Raw genomic sequence first — 12,695 nt, forward strand, 5'->3', positions numbered from 1 at the left:
TGACGCGTCACCGGGCGCCGAAGCGGTCCCTCAGCTCCCGCTTGAGGATCTTTCCGCTGGCGTTGCGGGGAAGCGCGTCGACGAGGACCACCCGCTTCGGAGCCTTGAAGTGGGCGAGCTTCTCGCGGGCGTGGTCGAGGAGTTCGGCTTCCGTGACCTCCCCGCGCGGGACGACCACGGCCGTGACCGCCTCGATCCAGCGCTCGTCCGGGAGGCCGATGACGGCCGCCTCCGCGACCCCGGGGTGGGTGTAGAGCGCGTCCTCGACCTGCCGTGAGGCGACGAGCACGCCACCGGAGTTGATGACGTCCTTCACCCGGTCGACGATCGTGAGGTACCCCTCGGCATCGCGGACGGCGAGGTCGCCCGAGCGGAACCAGCCGCCCCGGAAGGCCGCCTTGGTCTCGTCGGGCTTGCGCCAGTAGCCGTCGCAGAGCTGCGGGGAGCGGTAGACGATCTCGCCGGGGGTCCCGTCGGGCACGTCCTCGCCGTCCTCGTCGACGACCCGCGCCTCGACGTGGCGGACGGGCCGGCCGCAGGAGTCCATCCGGCCCTCGTGCTCGTCGGGTCCGAGGACGGTGGCGAGCGGGCCGATCTCGGACTGGCCGAAGCAGTTGTAGAAGGCGAGGTCGGGGAGCCGGGCGCGCAGCCGCTCCAGGACGGGGACGGGCATGATCGAGGCCCCGTAGTAGGCCTTGCGCAGCGCCGACAGGTCGCGTTCGGCGAACTCCGGGTGGTTGGCGAGGCCGATCCAGACGGTCGGCGGGGCGAAGACGCTGTCCGCGCGGCCCGCCTCGATCAGGTCGAACAGGACGGCCGGGTCCGGCCCGTCGACGATCGTGTTCTCGGCGCCCACCGCGAGGTAGGGCAGCAGGAAGACGTGCATCTGCGCCGAGTGGTAGAGCGGCAGCGCGTGCACCGGCCGGTCGTCCTCGCTCAGGTCGAGGGCCTCGACGGCGCTCGCGTACTCGTGCGCGAGCGCCAGGTGGGTCATCATCGCGCCCTTGGGCAGGGCGGTGGTGCCCGAGGTGTAGAGCAGCTGGGCGAGGTCGCGGGCGTCGCGGTCGGTGAGGTACGGCTCCGGTTCGGCGAGCGCGTCGAGCAGTGAACCGGGCGCGTCCCGCAACGGCTTGACCGCGAAGCCGTCGGGGATCCGGTCGGCAAGGGCGGGGTCGGCGAGGACGAGCGAGCTGTCCGACTGCTCCAGGACGTACGCGAGGTCGTCGCCCGTCAGGTGGTGGTTGACCGGCACGTGGACCAGGCCGGCTCGGGCGCAGGCGAGGAACGCGATGAGGTAGGCGTCCGAGTTGTGCCCGTACGTCGCCACCCGGGCGTACTCCGGCTGGGCGAAGCCGTGCCGCTCGCGCAGGACGGCGGCGGCGGTGGTGACGGCCTCGTCCAGCTCCGCGTACGTCCAGGTCCGGTCGGCGTACCGCACGGCGATCCGGTCGGGGACGCGCCGGGCGCTCGCGCGGAGGAAACCGTCGACGGTACGGCTGGGGAGTCGGTCCATGCGGTGATCCTCCGCGCGGCACGACCGGAAGGTCAAGTACCGCGTCGCGCGCCGGAGATGCCCGGACCTCGGATACCGAACGGGATGTTGACACGGGGGCGCGGGACTGCGTGCATGGTCCGACCCGCAGTGCTCATCGACCCGTTGGGAGGCACGTTGCACCTCCGCACCCGTCTGAAACACCTGGCGCTCACCGGCGCCGCGCTCGCCGTCGTCACCGCCTCGCTGCCCGGCGCGGCGGCCGCCGACTCCGGCGACCGGGGCCGACACCCCTCCGACAGGGGGCTGTCGGCCGTCATCCGGTACACCGAGTACGGCATCCCGCACATCGTGGCGAAGGACTACGCGAACCTCGGCTTCGGAACGGGGTGGGCGCAGGCGGCCGACCAGGTCTGCGTCCTCGCGGACGGCTTCCTCACCGTCACCGGCGAACGCTCCCGGTACTTCGGCCCCGACGCCGCACCGGACGGCTCGCTGTCCTCCGCCGCCACGAACCTCTCCAGCGACCTGTACTTCCGCGGCGTGAAGGACGCGGGGACGGTCGAGGAGCTGCTCCGGACGCCGGCGCCCGCCGGGCCGAGCGGCGACCTCAAGGAGCTGATGCGCGGCTGGGCGGCCGGCTACAACGCCTGGCTGCGCAAGAACCGGATCACCGACCCCGCCTGCGCAGGCGCCGACTGGGTCCGCCCGGTGACCGCCCTCGACGTGGCCCGGCGCGGCTTCGCCGTGTCCGTGCTCGGCGGCCAGGGCAGGGCCGTCGACGGCATCACCGCCGCCCGGCCGCCCGCCGCGCCCCCGGCCGCACCCGTCTCCGGCGCCGTCCCCGATCCGGACGACGCCGCCACGGCCGCCAGGGAGCTGTTCGCCGCCGAGAACGCCACCATGGGCTCCAACGCCGTCGCGTTCTCCGGCGCCACCACGGCGAACGGGCGCGGACTCCTCCTGGGCAACCCGCACTACCCGTGGCAGGGCGGCCGGCGCTTCTGGCAGTCGCAGCAGACCATTCCCGGCGAGCTGAACGTGTCGGGCGCCTCGCTCCTCGGCACGACCGTCGTGAACATCGGCTTCAACGACAAGGTGGCCTGGAGCCACACCGTCGCCACCGGGGTGCCGCTCAACCTGCACCAGCTGACGCTCTCCCCCGGCGACCCGACCTCCTACCTCGTCGACGGCCGCCCGGAGCGGATGACCCCGCGCCAGGTGACCGTGCCGGTCAAGGACGGCGCCCCCGTCACCCGTACCCAGTGGTGGACGCGGTACGGCCCGGTCGTCGGCGGCCTCGGCGCACAGCTCCCCCTGCCCTGGACCACGACCACGGCGTACGCGCTCAACGACCCCAACGCGGCGAACCTGCGCGGCTCCGACACCGCGCTCGGCTTCGGCAGGGCACGCTCGACCCAGGACGTCGCCGACACCCTGCGCCGCACCCAGGGCCTCCCCTGGGTCAACACGGTCGCGGCCGACGCCGCCGGGCACTCGTTCTTCAGCCAGGCCCAGGTGCTCCCCCGGATCACCGACGAACTGGCGCAGCGCTGCTCCACACCGCTCGGCCGGGCGACGTATCCGGCGTCGGGCGTCGCGGTCCTCGACGGCGCGCGGTCCGACTGCGCGCTCGGCTCCGACCCGGACGCGGTCCAGCCGGGCGTCTTCGGTCCGGCCCGGATGCCGGTGCTGCGGGACGCCCCGTACGTCGAGAACTCCAACGACAGCGCCTGGCTGACCAACGCCGACCGGCCGCTGACCGGCTACGAGCGGATCTTCGGCACGATCGCGACCCCGCGCTCGCTGCGCACCCGGGGCGGTGTCGAGGACGTGACGGGGATGGCGGCGCGCGGCGGCCTGACGGTGGCCGACCTCCAGCGCCAGCAGTTCGCCAACCGGGCACCGGCCGGCGACCTGGCGGCGGCCGACGTGGCCGCGGCCTGCCCGGCCGCGCTGCCGGACGACCCGGAGGCCTGCCGGGCGATCGGCGCCTGGGACCGGACGGTCGACACCGACAGCAGGGGCGCGCTGCTCTTCGACCGCTTCTGGCGGAAGTTCACCGGCACGGTGAAACCGGCCGACCTGTGGCTGGTGCCGTTCTCGGCGACCGATCCCGTCCGCACCCCGCGCACCGTGAACACCGCGGTACCGGGCTTCGCGAAGGCCCTCGGCGACGCGGTCGCGGAGCTGCGGGCGGCGGGCATCCCGCTCGACGCGCCCCTCGGGGACCACCAGTTCGTGGTGCGGAACGGGCAGCGGATCCCGGTGAGCGGCGGGACCGAGGCGCTGGGCGTCTGGAACAAGACCGAGTCCGCGTGGAGCGCGGCGGGCGGCGGCTACGTCGACGTCGTCCACGGGACCAGCCACGTGCAGGCGGTGGGCTGGGACGGCGGCCGCTGCCCGGTGGCCCGCACGCTGCTCTCGTACTCCCAGTCGTCGAACCCCGCGTCAGCGCATCACAGCGACCAGACCCGGCTGTACTCGGGCGAGCGCTGGGTGACCTCCCGGTTCTGCGAGAAGGACATCCTGCGCTCGCCGGCGCTGCGGGTGGTGGTGGTCAGGGGCTGACGGAAGCCGCGACGGCCCTGGGACTCGTCACGGCCCGGGGGTCGTCACGGCCCGGGACTCGTCACAGTCCCTGGGCCGTCACGGTCCCGGGGCTCGTCACGGACTGAACGAGAGGAACACGAAGGCGGCGAAGATCGCGAGGTGGACGCCGCCCTGGAGGAGCGTGGCCCGTCCGGGCACCACGGTCAGCGCGCTCACCACACCGGTGAGGGCGAGCAGGACCATGTGCAGCGCCCCCAGGCCGAGCACCAGGGGCCCGGACAGCCAGACCGAGGCGAGCGCGATCGACGGGATCGTCAGGCCGATGCTGGCGATGGCGGACCCGTAGGCGAGGTTGAGGCTGGTCTGCACGCGGTCGCGGCGGGCCGCCCGGACGGCGGCGAGCGTCTCGGGGAGCAGCACCATCAGGGCGATGACCACACCGACGACCGCCTTGGGCAGGCCGGCCGACTGGACGCCGTCCTCGATGGTGGGCGAGATCAGCTTGGCGTTGCCGACGACGGCGACGAGGGCGAGCACCAGGAGACCGAGGCTGATCCAGGCCTCCCTCTTGCCCGGCGGGTCGGCGTGGTCGTCCACGGAGTCCTCGCCCGGACGCGGCACCGGGAGGAAGTAGTCCCGGTGCCGGACGGTCTGGACGCCGACGAACACCCCGTACAGGCAGAGGGAGGCGACGGCGGCGAAGGCCAGCTGCGCCGGGGAGAACTCGGGGCCGGGGTGGCTCGTGGTGAACGTCGGCAGGACCAGCGTCATCGTCGCGAGCGTGCAGACGGTCGCGAGCGCGCCGCCCGAGCCCTCGGCGTTGAAGACCGCGACGCGGTTGCGCAGGGCCGCGACGAGGAGCGACAGGCCGACGATGCCGTTGCAGGTGATCATGACGGCGGCGAACACGGTGTCGCGCGCGTACGTCGCCGTCTTCTCGCCGCCGCCCACCATCAGCGCGACGATCAGTCCGACCTCGATGACGGTGACGGCCACGGCCAGGACGAGCGACCCGTAGGGTTCGCCGACCCGGTGGGCGATCACCTCCGCGTGGTGCACGGCCGCCAGGACGGCGGCGAGCAGGCAGAGTGCGATGAGCCCCACGGCGAAGCCCGGCAGGTCGCGGCCCCACGCCGCGACCAGGACAAGCCCCGCCACCACCGGCCCCCACGTGGTCCACTGCCGTGTCAATGCGGTCGAACTCGAACTCATGATCCGTATCCTGCCACATCGGACCTTTCGCCCCTTTCGTTCGATCCTCGTGGCCGGAGCCCCCGCACCTGTGCGCGCGGCCGTGTCAACGACCCGTCACACGACCGGCGGCCAGGTCCATGAGCCGGGCGAGGACGCGGCCGCCCGACGCCGACAACCCGTCGTGCTCCCACTCGTTCGTCACCCAGACACGGGCCGCGCCGATCTCCCGGGCCGTGCGCAGCGAGAGGCCCGCGTCCACGTACATGTCGTCGTGGTAGACCACCGCGGCCAGCGGGACCTCGTTGGCGGCGAGGCGCCGCGGGTCGTACAGGGCCGGCCAGTCGGTGCGGGCGGCGAGCAGGTCCGCGGCGTCCGCGAACGGACGCAGGCCCCTGATCTCGCGGAACATCCAGGGGTACATCATCTCGCCGGTGAGCAGCAGCGGGTCGGCGTCCTCGGCGAACTCGGGGAAGCCGGCCATGGCCCGGGAGGCCGCCCAGCCGGTCGGGCCGGCCCCCTGCCCGTACAGGGTCTCCTGCAGGACGGCGAACAGCGGGTTGTCGACGAACCCCGTCAGGGCCGCCACCTGCTGGAGGAAGGTGTCCGTCAACGCGCCGTCGGCGTCAACGGACTCGTCGAGCAGCCAGTGGAGCCGCTCGAAGCCGTCCCCCATCCCGAGGACGAGCCCGAGCGTCCTGAGCCGGCGCGGGGTCAGCCGGTCGCCGTCGGGCAGGCGGACGTCGCCGACCGCGAGGAGGTCCGCGATCCTCCGCAGCCGGCGCGCGTCCTCCGGGTAGCGGGCGTGGAAGTCGAGGACCCGGTCGCGGACGCGGGGGTAGGTGCGGGCGTACACGTCGTCGGCGGTGGCGGTCAGGCCGGGCAGTCCGCCGGTGACGTAGCAGGCGCGCAGGCCCTCGGGGGCGGTGGACAGGTAGCTGAGGGTGATGAAGCCGCCGTAGCTCTGCCCGAGGGTCTCCCAGGGGGTGTCGCCGCAGAGTTCGCGGCGGATGAGCTCCGCGTCGGCGACGATCGCGTCGGCCCGGAAGTGGGCCAGGTACCCGGCGAGCGCCTCGGGCGAGGCGAACCGGGCGGCGGACCGCGCGGTGACCGGGGTGGAGCGGCCGGTGCCGCGCTGGTCGAGCAGCAGCACCCGGTGGGTCGTCAGGGCGTGCGCCAGCCAGCCGGGCGAACCCGCCGACGGGCGGGGCGACTTGCCGCCGGGTCCGCCCTGGAGGTAGAGCAGCCAGGGGAGTTCCTCGCCCGCGCGGGCCGGGTCCGCCACCTCGCGGGCGAAGACCTCGATGGTGGGTCCGCCCGGGACGGCGTGGTCGAGGGGGACGGTGAAGGTGTGGTCGACGGTCGCGTACGCGGGGTTCACGAGGGTCCTAACGGGTGAGGTGTGACATGGCGTGGTCCGGCGACGCGCACGACCCTCACCCCACCCGTGCGACACGCGGGCCGGGACCGGGGACCCCTGGGGGTGTCCCGCCCGACCGGCGGGACCGGACAGGACCTAGGACGGGCCGTCGTCCTTCGCCCACAGGGAGCGGACGTGGCCCAGGTGGCGGGTCATGCAGGCCTCCGCGGCCGCGGCGTCGCCGGCGAGCATGAGGTCGAGGAGTTCGAGGTGCTCCTCGGCGGAGGGGAGGAGGTCGCCGCTCTCGTCGAGGGCGGTGAGGCCGTACAGGCGGGAGCGCTTGCGGAGGTCGCCGACGGTCTCGACGAGGCGTTCGTTGCCGGCGAGGCCCAGCAGGGTGAGGTGGAAGAGGCGGTCCGCCTCCAGGTAGCCGATGAGGTCGTGCGCGCGGGCGGCGCGCACGATGTCCTCGGCGACGGGGCGGAGCGCTTCGAGGTCCTCGCGGGCGGCGATTCTGGTCACCTTGCCGACCGTGGGGATCTCGATGAGCGCCCGGATCTCGTTGTACTGGTCGAGGTCGCGCTCGTCGACCTCGGTGACCCGGAACCCCTTGTTGCGGACGGGCTCGACCAGGCCCTCCCGGGCGAGGTCGAGCATGGCCTCGCGGACCGGGGTGGCGGAGATGCCGAAGTCCTCGGCGAGCGTCGGGGCCGAGTACACGACCCCGGGTCGCAGCTCGCCGGAGATCAGGGCGGCGCGCAGGGCGTGGGCGACCTGATCGCGCAGCCGCTCCCGGGAGGCGTTGAGGTCGCGCTGGGTCAGGTGCCCCATGACGGTGGTGATCCCTTCGTTCCGGTTGTCATCACCACCGTACGATGTCACGCTCCCGGGCCCGCGGGGGCCAGGGTGTACGTCCGTCCCGACGTGTAGAAGTCCAGGGCCGCCGCGCCCTGCTCGCGCGGCCCGTGGCTGGACGCCTTGGAGCCGCCGAACGGCAGGTGGAAGTCGACGCCGGTGGACGGGGCGTTGATCCGGATCATGCCCGTGTCGAGCAGGTCGAGGCCGTGCAGGGCCGTGTTCAGGTCGGCCGTGTGGACGGAGGTGACCAGGCCGTACGGGACGGAGTTGGTGATCCGGATCGCGTGGGCGAGGTCGTCGGCGGCCAGCAGCGAGGCCACCGGGCCGAAGACCTCCTCGCGGAGCAGCCGGTGTCCGGGCGAGACCTTCTCGACCAGCGTCGGCGTCGCGTACCAGCCGACCCGGTCGGGTGCGGTGCCGCCCACGAGGACCGGGAGGCCCCGCGCGGCCTCGACGACCTGGTCGCGGGCGTGCTCGTGGACGAGGGGCCCGCACACGGTGGCCGGGTCGGCGGGGTCTCCGACGGGGACGGCCCGCAGGGCTTCGGAGAGCGCCTCGCGCAGCGGGTCGAGGGCGTCGCCGACGGCGATGACGCGGCTGGTGGCGGTGCACTTCTGGCCGGCGTACCCGGCGATGGAGGCGGCGATGTGGGCCGCCGCCTGCTCGATGTCCGCGTCCGGGAGGACGAGCGCCGCGTTCAGTCCGCCCATCTCGGCCTGGGCCGGGATGCCCCGGGCGGTGGCGGCCCTGGCCACCGCCTGGCCGACGGGGGTGGAGCCGGTGAAGGAGACGACGTCGGCGGCGGAGACGAGCGCGTTGCCCTCGGTCGCGCCGCCGGGGAGGACCGTGAAGACGCCCTCGGGGAGGACCGCTCGGACGATCTCGGCCAGCCGCAGGGCGCAGGCGGTGGCCTCGGGCGCCGGTTTCAGGACGACCGTGTTCCCGGTCGCGAGCGCCGGGGCGGCCTTCCAGGTCGGGATGGCGAAGGGGAAGTTCCAGGGGGTGACGAGTCCGGCGACGCCGTGCGGGCGACGGCGGCTGAGCAGCAGCCCGGCTCCCGCCGCGGTCTCGTGGACGGCGCCGGTGGGCTCGAAGGGGGCCTGGGCGTAGTAGCGCCAGATGGCGACCGTGCGGGCGACCTCGGCCCGGGCCTCGGCGAGCGGCTTGCCGACCTCGCGTACGGCGAGGGCGGCCAGTTCGTCGGCCGCCGCCTCGATGCCGGCGGCGACGGCGCCGAGGGCGGCCGAGCGGGCGGCGGCTCCCGCGCGCAGCCAGCCGGGCTGGGCGGCGCGGGCGCGTTCGACGGTGTCGACGGCGGCGAACGCGCCGGGTGCGGAGATCCGCAGGAGCACGTCGGTGGGGTCGGCGGGGTTCCGGGACGTGAGGAGGGGAAGGGCGTCGGTCACAGGAGGAAGCCTCCGGGGAAGGGGTCGTCGGGGTCGAGGAAGTACTGTGCGGTGCCGGTGATCCAGGCGCGGCCGGTGACGGTGGGGATGACGGCGGGTCGGTCGCCGACACGGGTTTCGGCGGTGATGCGGCCGGTGAACCGGGTGCCGATGAAGGATTCGTTGACGAAGTCGGTGTGCAGGGGGAGTTCGCCGCGGGCGTGGAGTTGGGCCATGCGGGCGCTGGTTCCGGTGCCGCAGGGTGAGCGGTCGAACCAGCCGGGGTGGATGGCCATCGCGTGGCGTGAGTGGGTGGCGGTGGAGCCGGGTGCGGTGAGGTGGACGTGTTTGAGTCCGGAGATCTCGGGCCGGGTGGGGTGGACGGGTCGGTGGGGTGAGGCGTTGATCGCGTCCATGACGGCCAGGCCGGCCGTGAGGAGGTCGTCCTTGCGGGTGCGGTCGAAGGGCAGGCCCAGGGTGTCGAGGTCGACGAAGGCGTAGAAGTTGCCGCCGTAGGCGAGGTCGTAGGTGATGGTGCCGTGGCCGGGGACGTGGGTCTTGAGGTCGAGTCCGGCGCTGAAGGCGGGGACGTTGGTGAGGGTGACGGCCTTGGCGGCGCCGTCTTGGACGTGGACGTCGACGGCGACCAGGCCGGCGGGGGTGTCGAGGCGGACGGTGGTGACGGGTTCGACGACGGGCACCATGCCGGTCTCGACCAGGACGGTGGCGACGCCGATGGTGCCGTGGCCGCACATCGGCAGGAGTCCCGAGACCTCGATGTACAGGACGCCGTAGTCGGCGTCGGGCCGGGTGGGGGGTTGCAGGATCGCGCCGCTCATCGCCGCGTGCCCGCGCGGTTCGTACATCAGCAGGGTCCGCAGGTGGTCCATGTGCGCGAGGAAGTGCGTCCTGCGCTCGGCCATGGTGGCGCCGGGGATCACCCCGACACCCCCGGTGATCACCCGGGTGGGCATGCCCTCGGTGTGCGAATCGACGGCGTGGAAGACATGACGCGTACGCACGGAGCTCCTTTCGGTGGAGGGTCGGGGCGGCCGTCAGCGGTGGCCGTCGGCGACGGCCTTCTCGGTGGCGGTGCGCACGGCGGCCTCGATCGCGCCGGTGAGGGGGTGGCGGGGCGGGCGGGTCGGACCGCCCTGGCGGCCGGCGAGGTCCATGGAGAGCTTGATGGACTGGACGAACTCGGTCTTGGAGTCCCAGCGCAGCAGCGGGTGCAGGGACCTGTAGAGGGGAAGCGCGGTGGCGAGGTCGCCGGCGACGGCGGCGTGGTACAGCTCGGCACAGCTGCGCGGGAGGGCGTTGGGGTAGCCGGCGATCCAGCCGACCGCACCCGCCACGGCCAGTTCCAGGAGGACGTCGTCGGCGCCGATCAGCAGGTCGAGTTCCGGGGCGAGTTCGGCGATCTCGTAGGCGCGGCGGACGTCACCGCTGAACTCCTTGACGGCGACGATGCTGCCGTCGGCGTGCAGGCTCGCCAGGAGCGCGGGCGTGAGGTCGACCTTGGTGTCGATCGGGTTGTTGTACGCGACGACGGGCAGTCCGGCGGCGGCGACCTCGGCGTAGTGGGCGCGGACGGCGCGCTCGTCGGCGCGGTAGGCGTTGGGCGGCAGGAGCAGGACGGATCCGGCGCCGGCCTCGGCGGCCTGCTCGGCCCAGCGCCGGGACTCGGCACTGCCGTACGCGGCGACACCCGGCATCACCCGCGCCCCGTCCCCCGCCGCCGCGACGGCCGTACGGACGACCTGGGCCCGCTCCTCGTCGGTGAGGGTCTGGTACTCCCCCAGGGAACCGTTGGGGACGACGCCGTCGCAGCCGTTCGCGATCAGCCACGCCACGTGCTCGGCGTACGCGTCGTGGTCGACGGAGAGGTCCTCGCGGAAGGGGAGGGTGGTGGCGACCATGATGCCGCGCCAGGGTCGGTCGGTGTTCCAGGTGGTGGCGGTCATGTCGACGACCTTTCTGTAGTGTGTGACATTTTATAGAAACCTGAGAGAGAGGCCCGATGGACCTCTCCCCCTGGTGGGTCTAGGGGGCTTCCTCGGGGTGCGGCGCGGTCGTCCCTTCGAGCGCGGCGAGCGTCGAGAGGCGCACGGGCACGGCGAACGGGCGGCGCTCGGCGGGTGGTTCGGGCGTGCCGTCGGGCGCCGCGAGGCAGGCGACGGCCGTCCCGCACATCCGCCCCTGGCACCAGCCCATGCCGGCCCGGGTGAGGAGCTTGACGGTCCGGGCGTCCCGTGCGCCGAGGTCGGCGACCGCTTCGCGGACGCGTCCGGCGGGCACCTCCTCGCAGCGGCAGACGTCGGTGTCGTCGTCCAGCCAGGCGGGCCACCCGGGGCCGGGGGCGTGGGCCGCGGACATCACGTCGGCGAAGGCGCGCATCCGGTCCCGGCGGCGCCGGAGTCCGGCGGCCCGCCGCGCGTCCGGCCGTCGGCCCCGCAGCCGGGCGACGATCGCGTGCGCGGCCAGTTCTCCTTCCGTACGGGCGAGTTCGGCGCCTCCCACACCGCCGGTCTCGCCCGCCGCCCACAGGCCGGCCACCGAGGTCTCCTGGAGGGCGTCGAGGGCGAGGCCCAGGGTCCCGTCGGGCAGCGTCCGGGTGGCGCAGCCGACGGCCGTGGCCAGTTCGATCTGCGGGACGAGGCCGTGTCCGACGGCCAGCGCGTCGCAGGCGATGCGGCGGTCCGTCCCCGGCACGGGCCGCCAGTCGGCGTCCAGCCGGCTGACGGTGACGGCCTCCACCCGGTCGGTGCCGTGCACTTCGGTGACCGCGCTGCCCGGCAGCACCCGCACGCGGTGCCTGAGCAGTGCGGCCCCGTGCACCAGGGCCTCGGCGGCCTTCCGGGGGTTGGTCAGGAGCGCCCGGGGGCTGCGGGCGTACCGCAGGTAGCCGGCGGCCTCGACCACGGCCGGGACCCGTGCGCCGGCCGCCGCGAGGGACGAGGCGACGGCGAGGAGCAGCGGTCCGCTGCCGGCCACGACGACGCGGCGGCCGGGCAGGACGAGGCCGGACTTGAGCATGGCCTGCGCTCCCCCGGCGCCCACGACGCCGGGCAGGGTCCAGCCGGGAAAGGGCAGTTGACGCTCGTACGCGCCGGTGGCCAGGAGCAGGGTCCGGGCCCGGACGGCGACGGGTCGCTCCGCGGCGTCGTCGACTCCGGCGACCGCGTGCACGGTCCACGTCCCGTCGGCCTCCTTCGCGACGGTCCACACGTGGTGCCCCGGCAGATGGGTGACGCCGCTTCCGGCCAGGCGCCGCCGCAGGTCGGAGAAGGCGGACCAGTCGTGGTGCAGGGCCTCGGGCCGTACGGCGCCGAGGGCGGGCGCCGGGTGCCGGTAGAACTGTCCGCCGGTCCGGTCGGAGGCGTCGACGAGGGCCACGGAGAGTCCGCGCTCGGCGGCGGTGACGGCACCGGCGAGTCCCGCGGAACCCGCGCCGACGACGGCGAGGTCGTGGATCCCGTCGTGCGCGGCCCGTGTGCGCGGCGCGACCGGTTCAGACGGTGAGGCGGTCATGGCCGTTCCCCTCCTGGGTGGTGATCGCGTCGCCGGGGCGGGCGGGGACGAGGCAGGCCCGGCGGTTGGGTTCGCCGTTGACGGTGGCGAGGCAGTCGTAGCACTGCCCGATGCCGCAGAAGGCGCCGCGCGGCCGCCCGCCGTCCCGGGTGGTGCGCCAGGCGAGGATGCCGGCGCCCCAGAGGGCGGCGGCGACGGTCTGGCCCGGCAGGGCGGTGACGCGCCGGCCGTCGAAGGTGATCTCGAACGGCGGATCGGGCTGTGCGCCGACGAGGTCGGCGGGGGTGCGGGCCACGGGCCCTCTCCTCTCGTGACGGGGTGCGCG

Annotated in this window: 10 protein-coding genes; 1 reads left to right on the forward strand and 9 read right to left on the reverse strand. The window is 74.2% G+C overall.

From position 1 onward, the window contains the following. Positions 1 to 7: 7 nt before the first annotated feature. Complete coding sequence (locus ACIQFX_RS20650; RefSeq protein ID WP_402465194.1) at positions 8 to 1,513, reverse strand: fatty acyl-CoA synthetase; 1,506 nt, start codon at positions 1,511 to 1,513, stop codon at positions 8 to 10. 114 nt (positions 1,514 to 1,627) lie between these two features. Here ACIQFX_RS20650 and ACIQFX_RS20655 point away from each other — a divergent pair, with 114 nt between their 5' ends. Further along, complete coding sequence (locus tag ACIQFX_RS20655; protein WP_402465197.1) at positions 1,628 to 4,063, forward strand: penicillin acylase family protein; 2,436 nt, start codon at positions 1,628 to 1,630, stop codon at positions 4,061 to 4,063. A gap of 96 nt (positions 4,064 to 4,159) precedes the next feature. Here the strand turns inward: ACIQFX_RS20655 and ACIQFX_RS20660 are convergent, their stop codons facing one another. The 8 genes from ACIQFX_RS20660 to ACIQFX_RS20695 form a co-directional block, all read right to left on the reverse strand. Beyond that, complete coding sequence (locus ACIQFX_RS20660; protein WP_402465200.1) at positions 4,160 to 5,257, reverse strand: calcium:proton antiporter; 1,098 nt, start codon at positions 5,255 to 5,257, stop codon at positions 4,160 to 4,162. Positions 5,258 to 5,342: 85 nt separating this feature from the next. Then, entirely contained in the window at positions 5,343 to 6,617 is a 1,275-nt protein-coding gene (locus ACIQFX_RS20665) for an alpha/beta fold hydrolase (protein WP_402465201.1), read from the reverse strand. A gap of 135 nt (positions 6,618 to 6,752) precedes the next feature. Next, a complete protein-coding gene (locus ACIQFX_RS20670) occupies positions 6,753 to 7,427 on the reverse strand; it encodes a GntR family transcriptional regulator (RefSeq protein WP_402465204.1) in 675 nt (224 codons plus the stop codon). Positions 7,428 to 7,474: 47 nt separating this feature from the next. Beyond that, positions 7,475 to 8,860, reverse strand: coding sequence for an aldehyde dehydrogenase family protein (locus ACIQFX_RS20675; RefSeq protein WP_402465207.1), 1,386 nt, complete (start codon positions 8,858 to 8,860; stop codon positions 7,475 to 7,477). Next, on the reverse strand, positions 8,857 to 9,861 hold the full coding sequence (locus ACIQFX_RS20680) for a proline racemase family protein (RefSeq protein WP_402465210.1): 1,005 nt from the start codon (positions 9,859 to 9,861) through the stop codon (positions 8,857 to 8,859). The genes ACIQFX_RS20675 and ACIQFX_RS20680 overlap by 4 nt, the downstream gene beginning before the upstream one ends. Positions 9,862 to 9,894: 33 nt before the next feature. Continuing rightward, positions 9,895 to 10,803, reverse strand: a complete 909-nt coding sequence (locus tag ACIQFX_RS20685; protein WP_402465212.1) for a dihydrodipicolinate synthase family protein — start codon at positions 10,801 to 10,803, stop codon at positions 9,895 to 9,897. A gap of 79 nt (positions 10,804 to 10,882) precedes the next feature. After that, the gene (locus ACIQFX_RS20690; protein ID WP_402465215.1) at positions 10,883 to 12,370 is read right to left on the reverse strand and encodes an FAD-dependent oxidoreductase; all 1,488 of its coding nucleotides are present in this window, start codon (positions 12,368 to 12,370) and stop codon (positions 10,883 to 10,885) included. Beyond that, positions 12,351 to 12,665 carry a (2Fe-2S)-binding protein gene (locus ACIQFX_RS20695; RefSeq protein WP_402465217.1) on the reverse strand — a complete coding sequence of 105 codons (315 nt, stop codon included), beginning with the start codon at positions 12,663 to 12,665 and terminating at the stop codon, positions 12,351 to 12,353. The genes ACIQFX_RS20690 and ACIQFX_RS20695 overlap by 20 nt, the downstream gene beginning before the upstream one ends. Positions 12,666 to 12,695 lie beyond the last annotated feature (30 nt).

Source organism: Streptomyces sp. NPDC093089, from assembly GCF_044754405.1.
Taxonomy (GTDB): domain Bacteria; phylum Actinomycetota; class Actinomycetes; order Streptomycetales; family Streptomycetaceae; genus Streptomyces.

Excerpts from the sequence above, each read along its gene's own strand:
- ACIQFX_RS20650 (WP_402465194.1), bottom strand. The coding sequence starts at position 1,513 with ATGGACCGACTCCCCAGCCGTACCGTCGACGGTTTCCTCCGCGCGAGC.
- ACIQFX_RS20655 (WP_402465197.1), top strand. The coding sequence starts at position 1,628 with ATGGTCCGACCCGCAGTGCTCATCGACCCGTTGGGAGGCACGTTGCAC.
- ACIQFX_RS20660 (WP_402465200.1), bottom strand. The coding sequence starts at position 5,257 with ATGAGTTCGAGTTCGACCGCATTGACACGGCAGTGGACCACGTGGGGG.
- ACIQFX_RS20670 (WP_402465204.1), bottom strand. The coding sequence starts at position 7,427 with ATGGGGCACCTGACCCAGCGCGACCTCAACGCCTCCCGGGAGCGGCTG.
- ACIQFX_RS20685 (WP_402465212.1), bottom strand. The coding sequence starts at position 10,803 with ATGACCGCCACCACCTGGAACACCGACCGACCCTGGCGCGGCATCATG.
- ACIQFX_RS20690 (WP_402465215.1), bottom strand. The coding sequence starts at position 12,370 with ATGACCGCCTCACCGTCTGAACCGGTCGCGCCGCGCACACGGGCCGCG.